This window comes from Methylocystis sp. JAN1, from assembly GCF_052186135.1.
Lineage (GTDB): Bacteria > Pseudomonadota > Alphaproteobacteria > Rhizobiales > Beijerinckiaceae > Methylocystis.
This window is the reverse complement of the sequence record NZ_CP181499.1, coordinates 662,443-685,698: the sequence shown is the minus strand read 5'-3', so window position 1 is coordinate 685,698 and position 23,256 is coordinate 662,443. Positions and strand designations below refer to the sequence as shown.

At 64.7% G+C, this 23,256-nt stretch carries 22 protein-coding genes; 16 read left to right on the top strand and 6 right to left on the bottom strand.

Annotated elements, in window-relative coordinates:
• Window positions 1-24 precede the first annotated feature (24 nt).
• Window positions 25-291, top strand: a complete 267-nt coding sequence (locus tag ACNHKD_RS03215; protein WP_442755680.1) for a hypothetical protein — start codon at window positions 25-27, stop codon at window positions 289-291.
• Window positions 292-341: 50 nt separating this feature from the next.
• Here ACNHKD_RS03215 and ACNHKD_RS03210 read toward each other — a convergent pair whose 3' ends face one another.
• Together ACNHKD_RS03210 and ACNHKD_RS03205 are read right to left on the bottom strand one after the other, a co-directional pair.
• Window positions 342-1,715 carry an ATP-binding protein gene (locus tag ACNHKD_RS03210; protein WP_442755679.1) on the bottom strand — a complete coding sequence of 458 codons (1,374 nt, stop codon included), beginning with the start codon at window positions 1,713-1,715 and terminating at the stop codon, window positions 342-344.
• 13 nt (window positions 1,716-1,728) lie between these two features.
• Window positions 1,729-2,448, bottom strand: a complete 720-nt coding sequence (locus tag ACNHKD_RS03205) for a response regulator (protein WP_442755678.1) — start codon at window positions 2,446-2,448, stop codon at window positions 1,729-1,731.
• Between the two features lie 418 nt (window positions 2,449-2,866).
• Here ACNHKD_RS03205 and ACNHKD_RS03200 point away from each other — a divergent pair, with 418 nt between their 5' ends.
• The 10 genes from ACNHKD_RS03200 to ACNHKD_RS03155 all read left to right on the top strand — a co-directional run bounded on the left by ACNHKD_RS03200 (window position 2,867) and on the right by ACNHKD_RS03155 (window position 17,768).
• Entirely contained in the window at window positions 2,867-4,519 is a 1,653-nt protein-coding gene (locus tag ACNHKD_RS03200) for a SulP family inorganic anion transporter (RefSeq protein WP_442755677.1), read from the top strand.
• A gap of 30 nt (window positions 4,520-4,549) precedes the next feature.
• Window positions 4,550-6,547: a hydrogenase 4 subunit B gene (hyfB, locus tag ACNHKD_RS03195; RefSeq protein ID WP_442755676.1), complete on the top strand. Its 1,998-nt coding sequence runs from the start codon at window positions 4,550-4,552 to the stop codon at window positions 6,545-6,547.
• Window positions 6,544-7,497 (top strand): respiratory chain complex I subunit 1 family protein, encoded by a 954-nt coding sequence (locus ACNHKD_RS03190; protein WP_442755675.1) that lies wholly within the window; start codon window positions 6,544-6,546, stop codon window positions 7,495-7,497. Before hyfB ends, ACNHKD_RS03190 begins: the two co-directional genes overlap by 4 nt.
• Window positions 7,497-8,159, top strand: a complete 663-nt coding sequence (locus tag ACNHKD_RS03185; protein ID WP_442755674.1) for a hydrogenase-4 component E — start codon at window positions 7,497-7,499, stop codon at window positions 8,157-8,159. The genes ACNHKD_RS03190 and ACNHKD_RS03185 overlap by 1 nt, the downstream gene beginning before the upstream one ends.
• The gene (locus tag ACNHKD_RS03180) at window positions 8,156-9,604 is read left to right on the top strand and encodes a hydrogenase 4 subunit F (protein ID WP_442755673.1); all 1,449 of its coding nucleotides are present in this window, start codon (window positions 8,156-8,158) and stop codon (window positions 9,602-9,604) included. The genes ACNHKD_RS03185 and ACNHKD_RS03180 overlap by 4 nt, the downstream gene beginning before the upstream one ends.
• 9 nt (window positions 9,605-9,613) lie before the next feature.
• Window positions 9,614-11,143 (top strand): hydrogenase large subunit, encoded by a 1,530-nt coding sequence (locus ACNHKD_RS03175; protein ID WP_442755672.1) that lies wholly within the window; start codon window positions 9,614-9,616, stop codon window positions 11,141-11,143.
• Between the two features lie 11 nt (window positions 11,144-11,154).
• The gene (locus ACNHKD_RS03170) at window positions 11,155-11,670 is read left to right on the top strand and encodes an NADH-quinone oxidoreductase subunit B family protein (RefSeq protein WP_442755671.1); all 516 of its coding nucleotides are present in this window, start codon (window positions 11,155-11,157) and stop codon (window positions 11,668-11,670) included.
• Between the two features lie 263 nt (window positions 11,671-11,933).
• Entirely contained in the window at window positions 11,934-13,100 is a 1,167-nt protein-coding gene (locus ACNHKD_RS03165; protein ID WP_442755670.1) for an efflux RND transporter periplasmic adaptor subunit, read from the top strand.
• On the top strand, window positions 13,093-16,266 hold the full coding sequence (locus ACNHKD_RS03160; protein ID WP_442755669.1) for an efflux RND transporter permease subunit: 3,174 nt from the start codon (window positions 13,093-13,095) through the stop codon (window positions 16,264-16,266). The genes ACNHKD_RS03165 and ACNHKD_RS03160 overlap by 8 nt, the downstream gene beginning before the upstream one ends.
• Entirely contained in the window at window positions 16,263-17,768 is a 1,506-nt protein-coding gene (locus ACNHKD_RS03155; RefSeq protein ID WP_442755668.1) for an efflux transporter outer membrane subunit, read from the top strand. Before ACNHKD_RS03160 ends, ACNHKD_RS03155 begins: the two co-directional genes overlap by 4 nt.
• 51 nt (window positions 17,769-17,819) lie before the next feature.
• Here ACNHKD_RS03155 and bufA2 read toward each other — a convergent pair whose 3' ends face one another.
• The gene (gene bufA2, locus ACNHKD_RS03150; RefSeq protein WP_442755667.1) at window positions 17,820-18,080 is read right to left on the bottom strand and encodes a BufA2 family periplasmic bufferin-type metallophore; all 261 of its coding nucleotides are present in this window, start codon (window positions 18,078-18,080) and stop codon (window positions 17,820-17,822) included.
• A 230-nt stretch (window positions 18,081-18,310) separates the two neighbouring features.
• Window positions 18,311-18,580, bottom strand: coding sequence for an usg protein (locus tag ACNHKD_RS03145; protein WP_442755666.1), 270 nt, complete (start codon window positions 18,578-18,580; stop codon window positions 18,311-18,313).
• A gap of 123 nt (window positions 18,581-18,703) precedes the next feature.
• On the opposite strand from ACNHKD_RS03145, the gene ACNHKD_RS03140 reads away from it, so the two are divergent.
• A complete protein-coding gene (locus ACNHKD_RS03140; RefSeq protein ID WP_442755665.1) occupies window positions 18,704-18,832 on the top strand; it encodes a hypothetical protein in 129 nt (42 codons plus the stop codon).
• Window positions 18,833-18,908: 76 nt separating this feature from the next.
• On the top strand, window positions 18,909-19,967 hold the full coding sequence (locus ACNHKD_RS03135) for a trypsin-like peptidase domain-containing protein (RefSeq protein WP_442755664.1): 1,059 nt from the start codon (window positions 18,909-18,911) through the stop codon (window positions 19,965-19,967).
• A gap of 142 nt (window positions 19,968-20,109) precedes the next feature.
• On the opposite strand, the gene ACNHKD_RS03130 is transcribed toward ACNHKD_RS03135, so the two are convergent.
• Window positions 20,110-20,676: a L,D-transpeptidase gene (locus ACNHKD_RS03130; protein ID WP_442755663.1), complete on the bottom strand. Its 567-nt coding sequence runs from the start codon at window positions 20,674-20,676 to the stop codon at window positions 20,110-20,112.
• Between the two features lie 101 nt (window positions 20,677-20,777).
• Between ACNHKD_RS03130 and ACNHKD_RS03125 the strand changes: the two genes are divergently transcribed.
• Window positions 20,778-21,239 (top strand): NUDIX domain-containing protein, encoded by a 462-nt coding sequence (locus tag ACNHKD_RS03125; RefSeq protein ID WP_442755662.1) that lies wholly within the window; start codon window positions 20,778-20,780, stop codon window positions 21,237-21,239.
• Here ACNHKD_RS03125 and ACNHKD_RS03120 read toward each other — a convergent pair.
• A complete protein-coding gene (locus tag ACNHKD_RS03120; protein ID WP_442755661.1) occupies window positions 21,236-21,433 on the bottom strand; it encodes a hypothetical protein in 198 nt (65 codons plus the stop codon). The genes ACNHKD_RS03125 and ACNHKD_RS03120 overlap by 4 nt on opposite strands.
• A 191-nt stretch (window positions 21,434-21,624) precedes the next feature.
• On the opposite strand from ACNHKD_RS03120, the gene ACNHKD_RS03115 reads away from it, so the two are divergent.
• Both ACNHKD_RS03115 and ACNHKD_RS03110 read left to right on the top strand, forming a co-directional pair.
• Window positions 21,625-22,605 carry a helix-turn-helix domain-containing protein gene (locus ACNHKD_RS03115; RefSeq protein WP_442755660.1) on the top strand — a complete coding sequence of 327 codons (981 nt, stop codon included), beginning with the start codon at window positions 21,625-21,627 and terminating at the stop codon, window positions 22,603-22,605.
• Between the two features lie 154 nt (window positions 22,606-22,759).
• On the top strand, window positions 22,760-23,146 hold the full coding sequence (locus ACNHKD_RS03110) for an HU family DNA-binding protein (RefSeq protein ID WP_442755659.1): 387 nt from the start codon (window positions 22,760-22,762) through the stop codon (window positions 23,144-23,146).
• Window positions 23,147-23,256: the final 110 nt, after the last annotated feature.

Sequence of the window (23,256 nt, the reverse complement as noted above, 5' to 3'; positions counted from 1 at the left end):
GGTGAATGCTAAAGGGAGAATGAAATGAACAGGAAATTCCTCGCGGCGGCGCTGGTGGCGCCTCTCATCGCCCTGGGCCCGACGACGGCCTTCGCGCATCATTGCTCGAAATACCATCGCCATCATGCGCGGGGCGCTGACCAGACGTATGGCAGCAGCAAATCGATGCAAAACAAACGTTCGGGAACCACCAACCAGGGCTCGAGTTCTCAGGACCTCAATCAAGGAACCGGCCAGGGCGGCGCGACGGATCAGGGCGCGAGCGGCTCGAGCAAGCGGCAGGGAATCTGACGACGTTTCGACGGTTTCGCGGGGAAGGGCGAAGGTTCTTCCCCGCGCCGTCACGCCTCGCCGATCGGCGGGCGCGGAAGGACGACACGAACGATAAGGCCGTGCGGATGCGCATCGAGCAGCACAACCGACCCGCCATGACGCTCGACGAGCGAACGGACGATTGAGAGCCCCAGGCCGAAGCCGCTGTGACTCGCCATGGTCCGTCCCGGCTCCCCGCGAACGAATGGCTCGAAGACCGCGTCTTTCTGGTCGTCCGGGATACCGGGGCCGTTGTCGGCGACGTCGACCTGAAGTTTTCCCTCGGGCGTTTCCTGAATGCGGATCTCCGCCGCATCGGCGTGATGCGCCGCGTTTTCGACGAGGTTCGAGAAGACCCGCTGCATGTCGGTCAGGGAGCCGAAGATCATTTGGCGGCCGCCGCCGAAATAAGTCACCTTGTGACCCATCTCGGCGAACTGGTCCGCGATCGTCTGAAGCACGCTGTCCAGATCGATGAGACTGTAGTCCGACCGGTCGCTCCCCGCACGCAAATACTGCAGATTTTTGCGCAACATCGAATCCATCAGATTGATGTCGTGCAGCATCTTCGTCCGCAGGCCCTCGTCGGAGATGAATTCCGTCCTCAGATTGAGCCGCGTGATGATCGTCTTGAGATCGTGGCTGACCGCCGCGAGGACGCGGGTGCGCGCGGCGATCATCTCCCGGATTCTTTGTTGCATGCGATTGATCGAGCGCGTCAGCTCGCGGATTTCGCTTGGTCCGCGCTCCTGCAACGGCTCGTCGCCGTCGCCGTCCCCCGGAAAACGCTCGGCGTGACGCGCCAGCGTGATCAGGGGTTCGACGATGCCGTTCGAGGCCCAGAGCACGAGAACCGACGTGCTTACGAAGAAGAGCAGCGCCGACAACGCCCAGGGCGTCAGCAGGAAGGGCGTGCCGGGCTCCGGTTGCCATAGCCAGCGCCAGACAGATCGCGGCGGTTTGCGGTGCTGCGAGATGGAAATGAGCGCGTAGCCGCCTTTGCGCAGCGAAACCGCCATGACGCCCGGCCCGCCATCGCCTGGCGCCGCAACCGCGAAGACCTCCGCCGCCGGCCAGAGATCGATATGGATGAGGCGTATTTCGTTGGCGAATTCGCGATCGTCGACGTCGACGGGGGTCGGCCGCGCGCTCTGGAGGTGGATATTCGCGAAGGGGACGGCGCGCGCGAATTCGGACAGAAGATCCTGACGCGCGTTTTGAGGCGCGGCGTCGAGCGCGAGTATCACGCTCGCGATGAAGTCGGTCTGGTCGACGATGTGGCGTCTGCCTTCGACGTCGAGCACATGAAAAGTGACGAGCACGACTGTCTGAAAAGACACGATCGAGACCAGGATCAGGAAAGTGATCTGGCCCGCCAGACGGTCGGGCTGCAGGCGCCGCATGAGTCCTCTCACGTCATGCTCGCGAGACTGGCGCGGACAACATGTAGCCCTCCGATCTCACCGTCTGGATGATGGCGGGATTTTTGGGGTCTTTCTCGAGCTTTTGCCTCAACCGGCTGATCAGCACGTCGATGCTGCGTTCATAGGGTCCGGCGGTGGGGCCATGCGTCATGTTGATCAACTGGTCGCGGGTGAGCACGCGATTGGGATTTTCGCAGAAGGCGTGAAGGAGATCGAATTCGGCGCCGGTCATGGCGACCTTCATCCCGCCGGGGGAGACAACCTCGCGGGACAAAAGATTGACCTGCCATCCGAGGAACTGGAAAGCCTGACTCGACGGCGCGCCGGCGACGCGGGCCTGCGGCTCTGCGCGGCGCAACACGGCGCGGATGCGCGCGAGCAGCTCGCGCGAATTGAACGGCTTCACGACATAATCGTCGGCGCCCATTTCCAGGCCGAGGATCTTGTCGACATCCTCTCCCTGGGCCGTGACGATGATGATCGGAATTTCATGCGAAGCCCTCACCCGCCGGCAGATTGAAAAGCCGTCTTCCCCCGGAAGATTAAGGTCAAGGATCAATATATCGTAGGTCCCGCCGGCCAATTTGGCGTCGAGCCCGGCGCCGTCAGCCAGACGGGTGACCTCCATACCGTTGTTTTCCAGGTATCGGGAAATCAGCTCGCCGATTTCCGCATCGTCTTCCACGAGTAGAACCGCACTGCGATTGCTCATGCCGAGAACAGCCTTTCAAAGGACGAAGCGATCCGAGAAGCATTCGCCTATAGCGCGTCCGCTTGCGCATGTCTGGGCGCCGGCGCGCTCCGCCCTCGCGCAGACATATTATAGAAACATTTTTCCGCAGTGCGAAAAACTAGGGAAACAGCCACTTGCAAGTCTAACTGCGCCTCATGGGCAAATCTAAGGAATGCGAATGAAGCGAGACTGCGGCTTTGCGGCCGCCCCCCAAAGGCGCGGGGCGCCCCTCAAGGACTGACCGCCCGCCGACTCGCCCGACACGGCGAGACGCGGGCCGCTCGACTACGCGCGCAGCACGGCAATCTGGCGCGCGACGAACGCCGTCGACGTGCGCGCCGATTTCTTCTTCAGGCTTCTTTTGCAGGCCTTAATCTCATCGAAAGGGTCGCAGACGATGACTATCTCCACGCCCGCTTACGAAGCTTTGCCGCCGAAGGCCGGGTTCGCCGGGCTCGCAGAAAGCTGGCGCGCGGACATAGTGTCCGGCTTCCTCGTCTTCCTGATCGCGCTGCCGCTCTGTCTCGGCATCGCCATGGCTTCCGGCTTTCCGCCCCAGGCCGGCATCATCTCCGCGATTGTCGGCGGCCTGCTGGTCTCGCGGATCAACGGCTCCTTCGTCACCATTATGGGCCCTGCCGCGGGCTTGATCGTCGTCATTCTCGACTCGGTGCAGGAGCTCGGCCAAGGCGATGCTCTCGCCGGCTACCGTTACACCCTCGCCGCCGTCTTCTTCGCCGGGCTCATTCAGATCCTGATGGGGGTGATGAAGGCGGGAAAGATGAGCGCCTTCTTCCCCTCCTCCGCCGTGCACGGCATGCTCGCCGCCATCGGCATCATCATCATGTCCAAGCAGATCCACGTCATGCTCGGCGTGAAACCGGACGCGCAGACGCTCTTTCAGACGATCGGCGCGATCCCGGCGAGCCTGCTCGACCTCAATCCGGAGGTCGCCGTCATCGGCTTTCTGGGGCTCGGCATTCTTGCCGCCTGGACCTTCGTTCAAAGCCCAAAGCTCAAGATGATCCCGGCGCCGCTGCTGGTCGTGCTCGTCGGCATGGCGCTCGGCAAATATTTCGATCTCGAGGATGAGCACAAATATCTCTTCCTGCCGAACGCCGTCTTCCTTCCGCATCACGAATTCACGATCGGTCCGAAGTTCCTCGTCACGCTGCCGCAAAACTTCCTGGCGGGGTTCGCGTTCCCCGATTTCTCGCGCGCTTTGCAGTTCGTCTTCTGGCAGCAGGTCTTCGCCATCGCGCTCGTCGGCAGCCTGGAGAGCCTCCTCAGCGCCGCCGCGGTCGACAAGCTCGACCCCTACAAGCGTGTCTCCGACCTCAACCGCGACATCGCGGCGGTTGGCGTCGGCAACGCCATTTCCGGGCTGATCGGCGGCCTGCCGATGATCGCCGAGATCGTCCGCAGCTCCGCCAATGTCAATAATGGCGCAAAAACCGGTTGGGCGAACTTCTTCCACGGGCTTTTCCTGCTCGTTTTCGTTGCGCTCTTCCCCAAGCTCATTCACGAGATTCCGCTGGCGTCGCTCGCGGCCCTTCTCGTTTTCACCGGCTATCGTCTGGCGTCGCCGCGCGAATTCAAGAAGACCTTCGAAATCGGCTGGGACCAGCTCGGCGTGTTCGTCATCACCATTGTCGGCGTTCTGGCGACGGATCTACTCATCGGCGTCGCGATCGGCGTCGCGGCCGAGCTTCTCTTCCACTTCTGGCGCAGCATAGACTGGCGCAACGTGGTGAAGCTTGACCGTTCGATCCAGGAGACGGAGCCCGGCGTCTATCATGTGCAGGTCGCCGGCGCGGCGTTCTTCGGCAATTATCTCGGCCTCAAGAGCGATCTCGCGTCGATCCCCGACGGCAAGACCGTCATCTTCGACCTCTCGGAAACTTCGACCGTCGACCATACGGTGATGGAAAATCTTCATCACTATTGCGATGATTATCAGAGCAAGGGCGGGCGCGCGGAAATCCGGGGACTGGACCGCCTGGTCCCCACCTCCAGCCATCCGCTCGCGCCGCGCAAGCGCTTCGCCTGAAGCCCGGCTCGGTCGTCGCAAGGAAAGTCAATGCCGCTTGATTTCGCTCTTCTGTGCGTCGGCGCCCTGCTGGGCGTCGGCGGAGCCTCGATTTATTGGCGGGAGAAGGAAGATGTCCACCGCCTCGTCTACGGACTGAGCGGGGGACTGTGCGCCGCGATCTTCATCGCCGCGATCGTGCCCCGAGGCGCGCATGCCCTCGCGACGACCCTGCCGCTGGGCCTTCCCTGGCTGGGCCTGCGTTTCCGGCTCGACCCGCTCGCCGCCTTCTTCCTTGCGGTGGTCAATCTCGGGGGCGCCGCGGCCAGCGCCTACGCCATCGGCTACGGCGCGCATGAGAAGAGCCCGATGCGGGTGCTTCCCTTCTTTCCCGCTTTCATCGCGGGCATGAATGCGGTCGTGCTCGCGGATGACGCCTTCGCCTATCTCGTCGCCTGGGAATTCATGTCGCTTTCCTCCTGGGCGCTCGTCATCTCGCATCACGACCACGCCGAAAACCGCGCCGCCGCCTATATCTATCTTTTGATGGCGAGCTTCGGCACGCTCTGCCTCCTTATGGCTTTCGGCGTGCTCGCCGGCGCGAGCGGAAACTATGACTTCGCCACGATCCGGGAAACGCCCAAGGAGGCCTGGAAGACCGGGCTGGCGCTCGCCCTCGTCATCCTGGGCGCGGGCTCCAAGGCCGGCCTCGTTCCGCTGCATATCTGGCTGCCGCTGGCGCATCCGGCGGCGCCGAGCCATGTTTCGGCGCTGATGAGCGGGGTGATGACGAAAGTCGCCATCTACGGCTTCATCCGTTTCGCCTTCGATCTCCTGGGGGCGCCGGCCTTCTGGTGGAGTCTCCACCCCCTCGTTTTCGGCGCCGCAAGCGCGCTGGTCGGCGTGCTCTTCGCGACCGTTCAGAGCGATTTGAAGAAGCTCCTGGCGTACAGCACCATCGAAAATGTCGGGATCATCTTCATCGCCCTCGGCCTCGCCCTCGCCTTCAAGGCCAACGACCAGGCGCTTCCGGCGGCTCTGGCCTTCACCGCCGCGCTCTTCCACGTCTTCAACCATTCTCTTTTCAAGAGCGTGCTGTTCTTTGGCGCGGGCGCCGTGCTCGGCGCGACGGGCGAAAAGAATATCGAGAAGCTCGGCGGCCTGATCCGCGCCATGCCGCGAACGGCCTTCATGTTCCTCGGCGGCTGCGTCGCCATCGCGGCGCTCCCGCCCTTGAACGGCTTTGTCTCCGAATGGCTCGTCTTCCAGGCCATCCTTCTCAGCCCCAACCTGCCGCAATGGATTCTCAAGCTCACCACCCCAGCCGTCGGCGTGACGCTCGCCTTGAGCGCGGCTCTTGGCGCCGGGGCCTATGTGCGCGCTTTCGGCGTGGCGTTTCTCGGCCGCCCGCGCTCGCCAGTCGCGCAGCAGGCGAAAGAAACGGACCCCTGGTCGCTCGGCGCCATGTCCGCCCTGCTCTTCCTCTGCCTGCTCGCGGGCGTGCTGCCGAGTTTCATGATCGACACCATCTCGCCGGCGGCCGCGGAATATGTCGGCGGACGCATGCCCGCGCAAAGCGACATCGCCTGGCTCTCCATCGCGCCGATCGCGCAGAGCCGCAGCTCCTATAACGGCCTCCTCGTCTTCGGCTTCATCGTCTTCTCGGCGCTCGCGGCCTTGCAGACGATCAGGACCTTCTGGCCGAGGCCCGTCCGCCGGGCGCCGCCCTGGGATTGCGGCTATCTCGATCCGAGCCCCGCGACCCAATACACGGCGAGCAGCTTCGCGCAGCCGGTGCGCCGCGCGCTGGGCGCCATCGCTTTCTCCGTGCGCGAGCGGCTCGACATGCCGCTCCCCGGCGAGACGCGGGCCGCGCATTTTAGCGTGGAGATCGGCGACCGCTTCATCTCCTACCTTTACGAACCTCTGTCGAAAGCCGTGTGGTTCTGCGCGGGCCGACTTAATGTCGTGGCTTTTCTCGCCATCCAGGAATATCTCGCGCTCGTCTTCGCCGCCCTCGTCTTCCTGCTTCTGATCGTGGCGCTATGACCTTTCTCTTCGACCTCTTCGCGCAAGCCGTCCAAATGGGCGTCGTCCTGGCGTTTGCGCCGGTCCTGATTGGCCTCACCCGCAAGGTGAAGGCGCGCCTCCTGCGCCGGCGCGGGCCGCCGCTGTTGCAGCCCTGGTACGATTTGCTGCGCCTCCTGCGCAAGGAGGTCGTCCTCGCCGAAGACGCTTCCTGGCTCTACCGCGCCGCCCCCTACATCATCTTCGCGACGACCTGGGTCGCCGCCTCTCTCGTGCCGACCTTCGCGACCGGCCTGATGTTCAGCTGGACCGCGGATCTCATCGCGCTCGCCGCGCTTCTCGGCGCGGGCCGGTTTTTCCTGGCGCTCGCCGGCATGGATGTCGGAACGAGCTTCGGCGGCATCGGCTCAAGCCGCGAGATGATGTTCGGTTCGCTCGCCGAGCCCGCGACGATCATGATCGCCTTCATCGTCTCGCTCATCGCCGGCTCGACGCAGCTCTCCGAGGTCGCCGCCTATATGGCGTCCGACTTCGCGCTGCGCGTCTCCGTTCTCTTCGCGCTCATCGGCCTCCTCATCGTCGCGATTGCGGAAAACGGCCGCATTCCCGTCGACAATCCCGCGACGCATCTCGAGCTCACCATGGTTCACGAGGCGATGATCCTGGAATATTCGGGGCGCCACCTGGCGGTCATCGAGCTCGCCTCGGCGCTGAAGCTCCTGCTCTACGTGTCGCTCATCGGCTGCGTGTTCTTCCCCTTCGGCCTCGCGTCTCACGACGGAACCTTGAAGGACATGGGCTACGGCGTCCTCTTCTATGTCGCGAAGCTCGCAATCGCCGGCTCCCTGCTCGCCGTCTTCGAGGTTTCCACGGCAAAGATGCGCGTCTTCCGCGTCCCGGAATTTCTCGGCGCCGCGCTGATGCTGGGCCTCCTCGGCTCGCTTCTCGTCTTCGTCTCACGGAGCCTTTGATGCAGCATTTGTCTCTCGACATTGCGCAGCTCCTCGCGGGCGGGCTGGTGCTCGTCAGCTTCATGCTGCTTTATCAGGACCGGCTGTCGGGCCTTATCAACATCTACGCCCTGCACGCTTTCGTCCTGACCCTGTCGGTCGCCTGGCAGGCCTATGTGCAGGATGCGCCGCATCTCTATCTGACCGCCGCCATCGCGCTCATCTTCAAGGCGGCGATCGTCCCGTTCAGCCTGCACGCCATCGTGAAGCGGCTGCGCATCCATCGCACGGTCGAGGTCGTGGGCGGCATCGGCCTAACCATGCTCATCGGCATGTTTCTGATGGGCCTCTCCCTCGTCGTCATGCTGCCGGCGACCACGACCGCCGATCCTCTCGCGCGCGAGGATCTCGCTTTCGCCCTCGCCATCGTGCTTCTCGGCCTCCTGATGATGGTGACGCGACGCAACGCCGTCAGCCAGATCATCGGCTTCATGTCGCTGGAGAACGGCCTCATTCTCGCCGCCGCCGGCGCCGACGGCATGCCGCTCGTCGTCGAGATCAGCGTCGCCCTTTCGGTTCTCGTCGCCTTCATCGTGATCGGCATCTTTCTCTTCCGCATCCGAGAACGCTTCGACACCGTCGATCTTTTCGAACTGGATCGCGTGCGTGGAGAACGCCAATGAGTTCCGAGATCTTCATGGCGTCGAACGCGCTCATCGCCATTCCGGCGGTCGCGGCGGCGGTCCTCGCCTTTCAGACCGACTACAAACGCGCCTCGCAGATCAATCTCGCCGCTTCCGGCGTGACCCTGCTTTTTGCGACGCTCCTCGTCTTCAAGGAGCCGGAGACGGGAAGCTTCCTCTTCGTGGACGATCTCAACATCGTCTTCGTCGTCCTCTCCTGCTTCGTGGGCTTCACGACAAGCGCCTTCAGCGCGAGCTATATCCGGCACGAGATCGAGGCGGGGAAGCTCACGGTCGGCAATCTGCGCTTCTACCATGCAATGTATCAGGCGCTCATGTGCGCCATGAATCTCGCGCTGCTGGCGAGCAATATCGGCCTCATGTGGGTCAGCGTGGAGGTCGCGACGCTCACCACGGTTCTCATGGTCGGCGTCTATCGCACGCGCGATTCGCTTGAAGCGGCGTGGAAATATTTCATTCTGGGCAGCGTCGGCATCGCGCTCGCCCTCTTCGGCACGATCCTCGTCTACATGGCGGCGGAACCCGTGCTGGGCCAAGGCTACAATGCGATGGTCTGGTCGTCGCTCATGCAGCAGGCGGCGCATTTCAGCCCACGGCTCCTCAACGTCGCTTTCGTCTTCCTCATGCTCGGTTATGGCACGAAGGTCGGCCTCGCGCCCATGCACGCCTGGCTGCCCGACGCCCATGCGGAAGGCCCGACCCCGATCTCGGCCGTGCTTTCGGGCCTTCTGCTCAACGTCGCGCTCTACGCCGTGCTGCGCTTCAAGATGCTGCTCACCGCCAACGCAGCCGCCATCACGCCGGGGCCGATGCTGATCGCGCTCGGCCTCGCCTCGGTGCTTTTCGCCGCCTTCATGCTCTATCGACGCGATGACATCAAAAGGCTGTTCGCCTATTCCTCGATCGAGCATATGGGCGTCATCGCCTTCGCCTTCGGCGTGGGCGGCCCACTCGCCAATTTCGCCGGCCTTCTCCACATGGCGATGCACAGCCTGACGAAATCCGCGATTTTCTTCGCCGTCGGCCATATCTCGCAGGCCAAGGGCACGCAGAAGATCGCCGACATCAGAGGCCTGACGCAGAGCCATCCTCTACTTGGCTGGAGCCTAGTCGTCGGCGTCATGGCGATCTGCGGGATGCCCCCGCTCGGCGTCTTCATGAGCGAGTTCCTCGTCGTCAGTTCGACTTTCGCGCGCCAGCCCTGGCTCGCGGTTCCGCTGGTCCTTGGCCTGCTCGTCGCGTTCGGCGCCCTGCTGATGCGTCTCATCGGCATGGCTTTCGGAGAACCGACGAAAAGCGCGGGGGAGGTGGAAGCCTCGACAATGCCGCTCGTCGCGCATCTCGCGCTCGTGCTCATAGCGGGGCTTTATCTGCCCGCCTATCTCGTGACCTGGTTCCAGAACGTCGCGCGGCTCCTGGGATAGGCGAAGGACATGCACATGCTCTTTAACCGGAAGGAAAAGACGGAGCCGGAAGCTCCGATTCCCGGCGAAACCTGCCGCCCCTGGGCGCGGGAGGAGGTCGACGACGCCGGGTGGCGGCGCGCGGCCGAGGAGATCGCGGAGGGCGGCGCCGATCTGTTGGCGCTGTGGAGCGACGGGGACGAGGTTTATCTGGCCTCGTCCGCGCCGGGCGCGCCCGCCCCGCGCATCCTCTCGCTCGCCTGTCCCGAAGGGCGTTTCCCGTCCGTCGGCCGCCTGCATCCGCCGGCCCTGCGGTTGGAGCGCGCGATCGCCGATCTCTACGGGCTGGAGCCCGAAGGCCTGCCGGACAAACGCCGCTGGCTCGATCACGGCCGCTGGGGCGTCCGCCATCCCGCGGGAAAGGCGCAGCCGATCGACGCCGGACGCGATCCTTACGAATTCTGCCCGGCCGAAGGCGGCCCGCTTCACCAGATTGCGGTGGGGCCGGTCCATGCCGGCATTATCGAGCCGGGGCATTTCCGCTTCTCCGCCAATGGCGAAGTCGTGGCCCGGCTCGAGGAGCGGCTGGGCTTCGTTCACAAGGGCGTCGGCCGGCTCATCGCCGGCGCGCCGGTCGGCCGCGCGGCGAAGATCGCCGCCCGCGTCTCCGGCGACAGCACCGTGGCCTACAGTTTCGCCTTCGCGCGCGCGGTCGAAGCCGCGCTTGGCGCCGACATTCCGCCGCGCGCCGTGTGGCTGCGCGCGCTGATGGCGGAGATCGAGCGGCTCGCCAACCATTTCGGCGACATTGGCGCCATCTGCAACGACGCGTCCTTTTCCCTGATGCTCGCGCAATGCGGTCTCATCCGCGAGCGCCTCTTGAGAGCGTCGGCCGCCTGTTTCGGCCATCGGCTGATGATGGACCGGATCTTGCCCGGCGGCGTCGCCGTCGACCTCACGCAGGAAGGAGCGGAGTCGCTGCGCGCCCTGCTCGAATGGATCGGGATCATGGTCCCGCGCCTGATCGACCTTTTCGGCGACACGACCTCTCTGCAGGATCGCACGGTCGGCGCAGGCGTGCTGAGCGCCGACCTCGCGCGGCAATATGCCTGCGGCGGCTATGTGGGGCGCGCCTCCGGGCGGCGTTTCGACGCCCGCCTCACCGTCGGCTACGCCCCTTACGACCGGCTTTCCTTCGACATGGGCGCCTCGAATGACGGGGACGTCGACGCCCGCGTCTGGGTGCGCTTCGACGAGGTGAGGGCCTCGATCCAGATCGTCGAGCAAATCCTCGACCGCCTGCCGCATGGCGCCGTTCAGGCCGAGCTCCCGCCGAGCGGGGGTCGATGCGAAGGCGTCGCGCTGGTCGAAAGCTTCCGGGGCGACGTCTTCGTCTGGCTGCGGATCGGGCCGGACGGCGCCATCGAAAGCGCCCATTTGCGGGATCCGTCCTGGTTCCAGTGGCCGCTCCTTGAGGCCGCGATCAAAGGCAACATCGTCGCGGACTTCCCGCTCTGCAACAAATCCTTCAACTGCTCCTATTCGGGGCACGACCTCTAAGCGGCCGAAAGATGCAGAAATTCCTCCTCCAAGGCCTGTTTCGCGGGGCGCTGACGGAGCCCGCGCCTTCGCCAGACGACGCCATGCTCGCCGAACTCGGCGCGACGCTCGAAAGGACGGCGCGCGAAAAGCTCGGCCGCGGCCTCGCCATACGCGAAGTCGACGCCGGCTCGTGCAATGGTTGCGAGCTTGAGATCCACGCGCTCAGCAACGCCTTTTACGATCTGGAGCGTTTCGGCCTGCGCTTCGTCGCCTCGCCGCGCCATGCCGACGTGCTCATGGTGACGGGACCGGTGACGAAGAACATGCGCGAGGCGCTCGAGCGGACCTATAACGCGACGCCGAACCCCAAATGGGTGGTCGCCGTCGGAGATTGCGCGCTGGACGGCGGCGTCTTCGCCGGAAGCTACGCCTGCGTTGGCGGCGTATCCCAGGTCATTCCGGTCGATCTGCATATTCGCGGATGCCCGCCCGACCCGGTCGCCCTCCTTAAAGGCCTGATCGCGCTGTTGAAAGCCTCTAGATAAATTAGCATATCGTTATTTCTGAAGCGGTCGGAACGTCGCGGGGATCACGCCACAGAGAAAAAAGCGCCTGGGGCCAGAGAAGCGATCGAAGCCTGCGCCTTCGCCGCGGAGCTGCGTCGCGCAATAGCGGGGAAATAATTGTGGCTGGACTGTCACAATAAAGTCGTGCAATCCGCTTTGATTGCCCGCGGTCCAGTTGACGGCGGCGGCCGCAATTACACTATCTTCAGGGGCAGCCCGCTCGCAGGAAACGCTTGTCATCCATGATCGCGCTTGAAAAGCTTCAAAAGCTGCAGCCCCGCGCAAGGCTTTTGATCGCGACGGCTGTCGCCATCGCCCTCGCAGGCGCGCTTTGGGCCGTGAAGGCGGAACGTGGCGGCGACGCCCATCATCAACCCGCCGACGCCGTAAACGCGCAGCTGATCCGGCGCGGCGGGGCGATCTTCGTCCCTGAGGGCTCTCCCTATCGCGCGCGCATCGCGGTGGCGCCGGTCCAGCAGAAGAGCATCAGCCGCAGCAAATTGGTGACGGGGGCGGTGGAGGCCGATCCCACGCGCACCGTCAAGATCCTCGCGCCCGTCGCCGGCCGCGTCGCCAGCCTCGACGTCTCTCTCGGCGACGCGGTCAAAAAGGGCCAGCGCCTCGCATCGATCGATTCGGGCGACCTCGCCCAGGCCGTCGCCGACGCGGAGAAGGCGCGCGCGACCGTGAAACTCACCAAGAGCGCCTTCGAGCGCGCGACCGGCCTCAACAAGGCGGGCGGTCTCGCCCTGCGCGAACTCGAGCAGGCCCAGAACGACTATCGTCAGGCGACGACCGAGCTCAAGCGCGCCGAGGCCCGACTCGAAGTGATCGGCGACAGCGGCACCGTGTCGGGGCAGCGGCAGATCGTGCTGACCGCGCCCATCGACGGCACCATAACCGCGCTCGAAACCGCGCCGGGCGACTTCATCGACAACGCCACCGAGTCGATGATGACGATCTCCAACCTCGAAAAGGTCTGGGTCACCGCGAGCGTGCAGGAGAAGGACCTCTCCTTCGTGCAGAAGGACGAGCGCGTCGAGGTGACGCTTCTCGCCTATCCGGGCGAGGTGTTTTCGGGCAAGGTGCAGGTCATCAGCCAGTTGCTCGAGGCCGATACGCGCCGCAACAAAGTCCGCATCTCTTTCGACAACCCCTACGGCATCTTCAAGCTCAACATGTTCGCCTCGGTGCGCTTCTTCGCGCCCGCCGCCCAGAGCCTGCTGATTCCGTCCTCGGCGCTCTTCATCGTCAACGACACGACGAGCGTCTTCGTCGAGACCGCCCCCTGGACATTTCAGAGAAAGCCCGTCGTGATCGAAGCGGACTATGAGGGCTCGACCATCGTGCGCGGTCTGGAGCCCGGCCAGCGCATCGTGGTGCGCGGCGGAGTCCTCCTCAATGATTGAACGCGCCGTCGAGCTTTGCCTGAGAAACCGTCTGATCGTCATCCTGGTGACGATCCTCGTCTTCTTCTATGGCATGTATTCCTGGACTCAGTTGAAGCTTGAAGCCTATCCCGACGTTGGCGACGTCACGGTGATCGTCACGACGCAGGCGCGCGGCCTTGCGGCGGAGGAGGTCGAGCAGCAGATCACCGTGCCGCTCGAACGCGCCCTCGCCAGCACGCCCGGCCTCGTCACGATCCGCTCCAGCAGCACCTTCGCCCTCTCGCTCATCACCCTCGTCTTCAAGGACGGCGTCGAGGACTATTGGGCGCGCCAGCGCGTTCTGGAGCGCGTCAACCAGGTCCCGCTGCCGTCGAACTACCAGCCGACGCTCGGACCCTTGACCGGCCCCGTGGGCGAAATCCTGCGCTACTCGCTGGAATCGGACGCCAAGAACCTTTCCGAGCTTTCCGAAATCCAGCGCTGGGTCGTCCTGCCCGCCCTCAATCAGGTGCCGGGCGTGGCGAGCGTCGCCAATTTCGGCGGCCTGACGCGGCAGTTCGAGCTCGAAGTCGATCCGCTCGCGCTGCAGCGCTACGGCCTCGGGCTTTCCGACGTGTCGCAGGCGATCACAAGCAACAGCGCGAGCTCCGGGGGCAGCCGCATCACGCGGGGCGAGCAGTCCTATGTCATTCGCAGCATCGGCCTCGTTCGCAATCTGGAAGATCTCGGCAATATCGTCGTGACCGAGAGCAAGGGGACGCCCATCCTCACGCGCGACCTCGGCGCGCCCCGGCTGAGCAGCCAGGAGCGCGAGGGCGTCCTTGGCAAGGACCGCAACTCCGACACGATCCAGGGGACGGTCCAGATGCTCAAGGGCGAGAACGCCGGGCTCGTCCTGAAGGCCGTCCATGAGCGCATCGACCAGCTCCAGGCGGAGCTCGCGCCGCAGGGCGTGCGGATCGTCCCCTATCTCGACCGCAACGAACTGGTCGAGGCGACGGTCTCCAAGGTCGGACACACGGTCGGCGAAGGCGTCACGCTCGTCTTCATCGTGCTGATGCTGTTCCTCGGGAGCTGGCGCAGCGCCATCGTCGTCGCGGTGACGATCCCGATCGCGCTCAGCGTCACCTTCATCCTGATGAACCTGACCAGGCTGCCGGCCAATCTCCTGTCGCTCGGCTCGATCGATTTCGGCGTGATCGTCGATGGCGCGATCGTCGTGACGGAAGCGATTTTGAGGGTGCGCGAGCACAATCCGACCCGGCCGCTCGAAACCGACACGGTTCAATTCGTCGTGCGGCAAGTCGTCAATCCGATTTTCTTCGCGACGATCATCATCATCACCGCCTACCTGCCGCTTTTGGGTCTGGAGCGCGTCGAGGCGAAGCTCTTCTCGCCGGTCGCCTACACCATCTCCTATGCGCTGTTCGGCGCGCTGCTCTGCTCGCTGCTGGTCGTTCCCGGCCTGGCCTATATCGCCTTCCACAAGCCGGCGAAAATTTTCCACAACGTCGTCCTCGAACGCCTTCAAAACAATTACGGCCGCCTGCTCGCAGCCTGCGTCGACAAGCCCCGTCTGGTCTACGGGGCCGCCGGCGCGGCCTTTATCGGCGTCGTGCTCGCCGGCGCGACGATCGGGCGCGAATTCCTGCCCAATCTCGACGAGGGATCGCTATGGCTCCAGGTGCAGCTGCCGAGCGGCATCTCCATCGGCAAGGCGGAGGAGATGGCTCGCGACCTGCGCAACGCGGTGCTGGAGTTCCCGGAGGTCTCCTTCGTCGTCTCGCAGATCGGCCGCAATGACGACCGCACCGATCCGTGGACCTTGAGCCATATCGAGGCGCCGGTCGGTCTCAGGCCCTATGACGAATGGCCCGCCGGCGAGACCAAGGCGGATTTCGTCCGCCGCCTCGGCGAGCGGCTGAAGCAATTGCCCGGCATGGAAGTTGGCGTCAGCCAGCCGATCATCGACAATGTCAACGATCTGATGAGCGGCGCGCATAGCGCCCTGGTCGTCAAAGTCTTCGGCCAGGATCTCAAGGAGACGCGCCGCATCGCCTCCGACATCGTCGCAACCTTGAAGGACACGCCCGGCACGACGCTGACGTCGATCGTGCAGGAGCCGCCCATCCCGCAAATCGCCTTCCATGTCGATCGCGGCACCGCGGCGCGCTACGGCATCAATGTCGCCGATGTGGCGAATCTCTTCCAGACGGGCGTCGGCGGCAGCCCGATCGGCCAGCTCTATGTCAACGACCGCAGCTACGACATCACCGTCCGTTTCCCGCCCGAGGCGCGCAACAGCCCGGAGGATCTCGGCAATCTGCTCGTCAATACTTCCGGCGGCGCTCAGGTCGCCTTGTCGCAGATCGGCAAAATCACGCTGCAAAACGGCGAGAGCGCGATTTCACACGACAAGACGAAGCGCTCGCTGACCGTACGCGTCGACTACGACAACCGGGACCTTTCCTCCTATCTCGCCGACGCGCAGGCCCGGATCGCCAAAAACGTCAAATACGACCAGTCGCTCTATAAGGTCGTCTGGGGCGGGAAGTTCGAGAATCAGCAGAGGGCGCAGTCCCGCCTGACGGTCATCGTCGGCGCGGTTCTCATATTGATGTTCGTCTTCCTCTTCATCGGCTTCGGCAGGTTCCGCCATGCTTTGCTCATCCTCGGCGTCGTGCCGCTGGCGACGCTCGGCGGCCTCGTTTCGCTGCATGTGAGGGGCGACAACCTCAATGTCGCGACGGGCGTCGGCTTTCTTGCGCTGTTCGGCGTCGCCGTGCAAAACGGCATCATCATGGTCGCCAATCTCAACCGAACGTCCGCCGTTCGGATCGCCGCCGCCCGCGCCCGCTGGGTCGCGAACGAAGTGGAGCCCGCGACCATGAAACGTGATTTCGTCGCCGCGGTGAGAACCGGCGTGCTCGAAGGCGCCGGCGAACGCTTCCGGCCCGTGCTGATGACCTCGACCGTCGCCACCGTCGGCATGTTGCCCGCCGCGCTCGCCACCGGCGTCGGAAGCGACGTGCAACGCAGCCTCGCGACCGTCATCGTGGGCGGCCTCATCGTCGCGACGCTGCTGACGCTGTTTATTCTGCCCACTTTTTATTTCGTCGTGGAATGCTTCGTGCGCGCCAGGGGCGAGACGGTCGTGACGCGGGAGGGCGCGCCCGTAAGATGAGCCGCCGCCTCGCTTTCCCTCTCCTCGCCTCGGCGGTCCTCGCCGCCTGCGCGGTCGGACCGGATTTTGCGCCGCCCCCGTCGCCCGAGGGCGCCCATGTCACACCCGAGCGCCCGGCGTCGCCGGGCGAGGGCCAGCGCTTCGCCGAGGGCAAGGACATTCCCGCCGAGTGGTGGACGCTCTATAAATCCAAGCCGCTTGACGGGCTTGTGAAGGAGGCGCTGCAGAACAACGCCTCGCTGCAGGCCTCCGAGGCCGCCGTCCGGGTCGCCTATTACAACGCCGAGGCGCAAAAAGGCGGATTCTTTCCGCAGCTGTTGCTGACCTCGAACGACAGCCAGAACCTTCAGTCGAACAATCGCGCGCTGGGCGCCATCAATCCCTCGCTGTTTCACCAGTCCTATCCGACGCCCGCCAATGTGCTGGCCGGGATTCCGACGCCCAGCCCGGTCACGACGAATCCGACGGCGCCGTACGGCCTGTTCCTGAAGCAGCTTTCCGTCAGCTTCACGCCGGATCTCTGGGGCGGGACCGCCCGCGCGGTCGAATCGGCGACCGCGCAGACGGAGCAGCAGAGTTGGCAGCTCGAGGCCGCGCATCTCGCCTTGACGACCAATGTGATTGTCGCCGCGATTCAGGAGGCCTCGATCCGCGGACAGATCGAGGCGACGAAGAATATCATCTCCATCCTGCGTGAGACGCTGGAGATTCTCAACCGGCAATATTCTTTCGGCTCGATCGCCAAGGCCGACGTAATCGCCCAGGAGGCGGAGCTCGCGCAATTCGAGCAGACATTGCCGCCGCTCGAGAAGCAGCTCGAGATCCAGCGCAACCTCATAAGCGCGCTCGCGGGGCGGCTTTCCTTCGAAGGGCCCGGCGAGCAATTCGACCTCAAGAGCTTTACGCTGCCCTCGACCGTTCCGGTCAGCATCCCCTCGAAGCTCGTCGCGCAGCGTCCCGACATCAAGGCGGCGGAAGCCAATCTGCATCAGGCCTCGGCGGCGGTCGGCGTGGCCATCGCCAATCGCCTGCCGAACCTGACGCTCTCCGCCAATGTCGGCGCAAGCGCCTTCCACATGGCGCAGCTCTTTGCGCCAGGCACAGGCCTTTACACGGCGGCGGCCAATATCTCGCAACCGATCTTCGACGGCATGACGCTGCTCAACAGGCAGAAGGCGGCGGAAGCAGCGCTCGAACAGGCCGACGCCCAATATCGCGACACGGTGATCCACGCATTTCAGAACGTCGCCGACGCGCTGCGCTCCCTGCAATCGGACGCCAAGGCGGTGTTGACCGCGCGCAAATCGGAGGACGCCGCCAAGCGCAGCCTCGACATCGTCCGCATGCAGCTCAAATACGGGCAGGTCTCGCAGATCGCCGTGCTCAACGCCCAGCGCACTTATCTCCTCGCCTCGCTATCGCGCGTTCAGGCCGAGGCGACGCGTCTCTCCGATACGGCGGCGCTCTTCATGGCGCTCGGCGGCGGCTGGTGGAATCGCTGACCGGAAGACCGGGGCGAAACGCGCCGCGCCCCGGCCCTCCTTGAAAATCGCTCAGTCGAGAACCTTGCCGCCAGCGTCCGTGCAAGCCTGGGCGGATTCCTTATAGACCCATCCCTGCCCCTTGCAGGCGTTCCTGCCCTTGCATGCGTTTTTGGGGGAATGGCAGTCGCTCTTGCCCTTGCAGCTATTGGCGCCGAGGCAGTGCACGCGCGCCGTCGTCGTTTCCGCTTTTGCGGCCGGCGCGGTCCCTGCGAGCGCAATGGAAACGGCGGCGACGGCGAGCGTCGCCCCGTTGATCGTTGCTTTTTTCATGGTCGTTTCTTCCCTGCGCCAAAGAATGGCGGGCGCATTTTAAGCGCCAAGCGGCGCCCCGCGCCAGCGCCGATTGGCCAACCGCCGCGCCAAGCTCTTATTGGGGAATGGCCGACGCCTTTTCGCCGCTCCTGATTCGGACTGCATTCGTCCGCGTCCCGTCCAAGGATTCCCGCGCCGGGACAGGCGTGAAAGGCCCACCTTAACCTCGCGGAAAGGAACGGGCGCGGTCAGTGCACGCGGAATTCGCCGTCCACCATCCGCATTTCCGCCGGCTTGATCAACTGCGCATGGGCGACCGTCACGCCGTGCAGCGGCCCATCCAGGCTGCGCGTCCAGAAATCGAGGAACTTCCGCAGCTCCGGAAAATGCGGATGCAGATCGTATTCCTGCCAAATGTACGACTGGAGAATCCTCGGATGGTCCGGCAGGCGGTAGAGAATATTGGCTGTGGTGAGTCCATAGCCCTGCATCTGCAAACGGAACTCGCTGGACGCCATTGCCGCCTCTCCTTTCCGTGCGACCGTCGCGCGCAAAAAAATTTAAGGGCGACATCTGAGCGAAAGCAACTCCTGCGCCAGAAAACTACATAAAAACAGCATGCTAGCAGCATAAGCCCCCGAGTGCTGACGGCGCCTCGCGAGCAGGTCCGCCGCGTCGAAGCCGACGCGCGCCAAGCCGGCGTCGCCATCCTCGATCGGAAGCCGCCGAAGAAGGAATCCGCCATCCCCGGCGGCGGTATGGATTTCTAAACCATAAGCGAAAAGGGCGACCGCTTTCGAGCGGACGCCATGATTTTGCCGAGCGCCGTCACCAGCTTGATCTCCGATGATTCTGCGCTTCGCCCTCCTCTCGCTCCTGCTCCTGCCGACGCCACTTCTCGCGGGCGCCGTCCCGCTGGGGCAGAAAGCCTCGGTCGCGTCCGTCGTTCGCGCGGTGACGCCCGGCGTCGTCAACATCGCGACGAAACATATCGAGTCCGTCGAAGTGCCGACGGTCGTCGATCCGGTCCTTCAGGAGTTCTTCGAAATCCCCAATACGCGCCTGAAGCGCGAGACCACCTCCGCCGGCTCGGGCGTCATTGTGGACGCCGAGCGGGGGTTCATTCTCACCAATGAGCATGTCGTGCGCGGCGCTTCGGTCATCGAGGTCACGACGAAGGACAATCGCCGTTTCCGCGCGCAGCTCGTGGGGAAGGATAAGGCGACGGATGTGGCCGTTCTGAAGATCAGGGCCGACAATCTGTCCGCCGTGCCGATCGGCGACAGCCGCTCGCTCGAAGTCGGCGATTTCGTCCTCGCGGTCGGCAATCCCTTCGGATTGGGCCAGACCGTCACCTCCGGCATCGTCTCGGCCATGGGACGCACCGGGCTCGGCATCGAAGGCTATGAGGATTTCATCCAGACCGACGCCTCGATCAATCCCGGCAATTCTGGGGGCGCGCTGGTGACGCTCGACGGAAGGCTCGTCGGGCTCAACACGGCGATCCTGTCGAAATCCGGCGCGAGCCACGGCATCGGTTTCGCCATTCCGATCGACATGGCGCGGCGGATCATGTCGCAACTCGTCGAATCGGGCGAAGTGCGCCGCGGCCATATCGGCATTTCGATCCGCTCGCCGGCGGGCGGCCGCGCCGGAGCGGAAATCGTTTCGGTCGACCCCGCTTCGCCCGCGGCGCTCGCCGGACTGGCGAAAGGCGACGTGATCGACGCCGTCGACGGTAGAGCGATTGCAAGCCCGCCGCAGTTGCGGACGCTGCTCGGCGTCATGCCGGCTGGCAGCGAGATCGAGGTGAGGTTTCGCCGCGGCGGCGAGCCGATGTCGGCGCGACTCCGCATCGAAGCGAGCCGGAAATCCGCCGATCTCGGCAATCTGGGCTCACGGTAGAGGGGCGTCCTGCGAAGAGCCCGATGAGAGAGGCGTCGCGGAAAGGCGACCGGCGCCTGTAATGTACGATTCCGCCCGAGAGGCGGGCCTCGCCAGAAGGTCGCGTATCTGGAAGCCGCCCATCCGTTTCAAGATGGAGGGACTATCTCAATACGACGACCCTTGTCCCGACTTTCACCCGCGAATATAGATCGATCACGTCGTTATTCGTCATGCGGATGCAGCCGGACGACACTGCCGCGCCGATCGTGTCGGGTTCGTTCGAGCCATGGATGCGATATTCGCTGGAGCCCAGATAGAGCGCGCGAGCGCCCAGCGGATTCTCCATTCCGCCGGCCATGTGGCGCGGGAGATCGGGCCGGCGCCTGAGCATGGGAGCCGGCGGGCGCCAATCGGGCCATTCGCGCTTGCGGGAGATGGTCTTCACGCCGGACCAGGTGAAACCCTCGCGACCCACGCCGACGCCATATTCGATCGCCTCGCCGCCGCCCAGCACGTAGTAAAGCCGCCGCTCCTTGGTGGAGATGACGACCGTTCCCGCTTTATATTCGGGGTGACGCCAGACGACGAGTTGTTTGGGGATCGCCTGCTGGCGGAAGATGGTCAGAAAGTCGGCGATGGGTCCCCGGTCGAGGGGGCCGGCGAAAGCCGGCGACACGGCGGCAAGGGTGAGAACAGCTCCAAGACTTAGCCTGCGCAGTGTCGACATGCCGTGATCCTCGCTCTCGTCGCCGTCTTTACTTCAGCCCTTGTTCGACGAGGATTGAGGCCGAAATCTGACCCGGGACGCGAGCTTAACGGGAGCGGGAAATGGCGAGGCGCAGCGCCGGCATCCTTCTCTATCGCCGGGGCGCTTCGGGCATCGAGGCGCTTCTCGTCCATCCTGGCGGGCCTTTCTGGGCAAAAAAGGACCAGGGCGCCTGGTCAATTCCCAAGGGCGAGATCGACCCGCAAGAGGAGCCGCAGGCCGCCGCGCGGCGAGAATTCCTCGAGGAGACCGGGGTGGCGATCGAGGGTGAGCTATTCCCGCTGGGCGCCTTCCGGCAACCGAGCGGCAAGGTCGTTCTCGCCTTCGCCCTGGAAGGGGATCTCGATCCGTCGCATGTCAAAAGCAATCTATGCCGGATTGAGTGGCCGCCGAGATCCGGCCGCCAGATCGACATCCCCGAGATCGACCGCGCCGGCTGGTTCCCGCTCGCGGAGGCCGAGGCGAAGATCGTCGCGGGCCAGCGGCCGATCCTGGCGGCCCTCGCGGCGCGGCTCGCGGGCTAAGGTCGCGGCGGCGCCCATGCAGGCATGCGCGGAATCCAGCATTCGACGCCCCGGTGACATTCCGCTCCCGTCAGGCGGTTGCGATGGAGATAGGGCGAGGCGGCGGGGCCGAAACGATTGGCCCAGGCGACGGAGGCCAGAACCAGGGCGAGCAGCGTGAGAACGGCGTTTCGCCAGACGCGAAGCCTGCGCATGGACGTCTCCGTGGCGCATGAATCCATTCGCCTCCCAATTGGGGCGCAGGCGTCGAGCGCACAGCGTCGCTGCGGACGGCGCCACTTATCCGTGTAGCCGCGCCCGGCGATGAGTGGCGTCCCGCCGGAATCTTTGCAATTGATGGTCGATCAGCTTTGCACAGGATTTGAAGAGAAGATTTCGTCAAACGATGACGCGGCGTTTCGAATATGCTTCTGCGACCGATCCTGACGGGGCCGCGGCGATCATGCCCGGCGGGTGGCGGCCGCGCCTCTATCGGCTCGACGCCGGCCGGCTGCATCTGACGCGCAAATATCTCGAACTCTCGCCCGGCCTCTCCATCGAGGAGCTTCGGCTTGTCGCCGGGGGCGTGCGCGTCGACGGCGCGCTTGATCCCGGCGTGCTGAAAATCGGCTTTTTCGAAACCCAGGAGATGCGGGTTCTCGGCCATCGCGTCAGCAACGCCGTCCTGGGCGTGGCTTATGGCGGAGCGCGTTTCGACAGCGTCAACGCCGCGCCGGGCATGGCGTTGACGCTCAATTTCTCCCCGTCGCTCGCCCGCCGCGTCGTGCCGGACCACGCCCTTCCGCGCCTCCTCGCGCGCCTGTGCGGCCCGAACGGCCTTGCGACGCTTCTTTATCCGGTCACGCCCAAGGCCTTCGCGTTGCGACAGGAGGCGCGCCGCCTGCTGGCGCTCGGCGAAAGCGGCGCCGCGAGCGCGGCCTGGCCGCATGACGCGCCGGACGCCATGGTCGCGGCCTGCGCCGACCTCATCGAGCAAATTCTGGGTTCGGCCCTTCGGATTCCGCAGATGACGGCGGGCCGTCGGCGCGATCTGGCGCTGGCGGTGGAGCGGCTGCTGTGGGAGCGCCCTGCCGGCGGCGGCTTCCGGAAATTCTCGCTCGACGACGCCTCGCTGCGGCTGCGCGCCTCGCGACGCAGCGTTCAGCTCGCCCTTCAGGAAGAATTCGGCATGGGCTTCGTCGCGCTCAAGCGCGCCATCCGCCTCCAGCAGGTTCACGCCATCCTCAAAAGCGACGCCCGAGGCGGGATCGGCGAAATCGCCCGCGCCTACGAATTTTTTCACCAGAGCCGTTTCTCCAAGCATTACCGCGAGATGTTTGGCGTCCTTCCCTCAATGGGGTCGAACGAGGCGCCTACGGGCGGCTGAGCCGAGCCCTGACCCCGCCGCGAGCGCCTTGAGGTTGCGGGCGTCGCTTTGCGCAAAATGGCTAAGGACAAGGTTGTTTTGGTCCCGTTATCCTGCGCCGACGCTCCCGAGGACATTCGAAAAGCGCGCGCGTTGGCTGAACAGGTTGTGAGCGATGCTCAAGGAAGAGAATCGAACCGACGAACTCTTGGAAGACCCGTTTGAAAAGGCGAACAAAGCCGCCGGGCGCCGTACGACGACGAGACGCGAACTGGCGCGCGCCGTCGCCGCGGCCTGCCCGGCCATCCCTCAAACTCGCGCGGGCTTCCTGGTCGACGAGGTTCTGGAGGAAATCGCCGCCGCCCTCGTCGCGGGCCAAAACGTCACCCTCTGCAATTTCGGCAAATTCGTTCTCGTGGAAAAGAAGGAGCGCAAGGGCCGCAATCCGCGCACAGGAGAGGTCGCGGTCGTCGAGTCGCGCAGGGTCGCAAGCTTTCGCCCTTCTCGCCACCTGAAAGCGGCCGTCGCGAAGACTGGCCCCTGCCGGGCCGTAGACGGCTGACGCGCGCTGTGAACGAAAAGCCGCGCAATCGCTCGCGCGGCTTCGTTTCACGGCGTAACCTGGACTCGCGCTAAAGCGCGGCTCGCGAAAACGTGCGAGCCGGTTTTTTC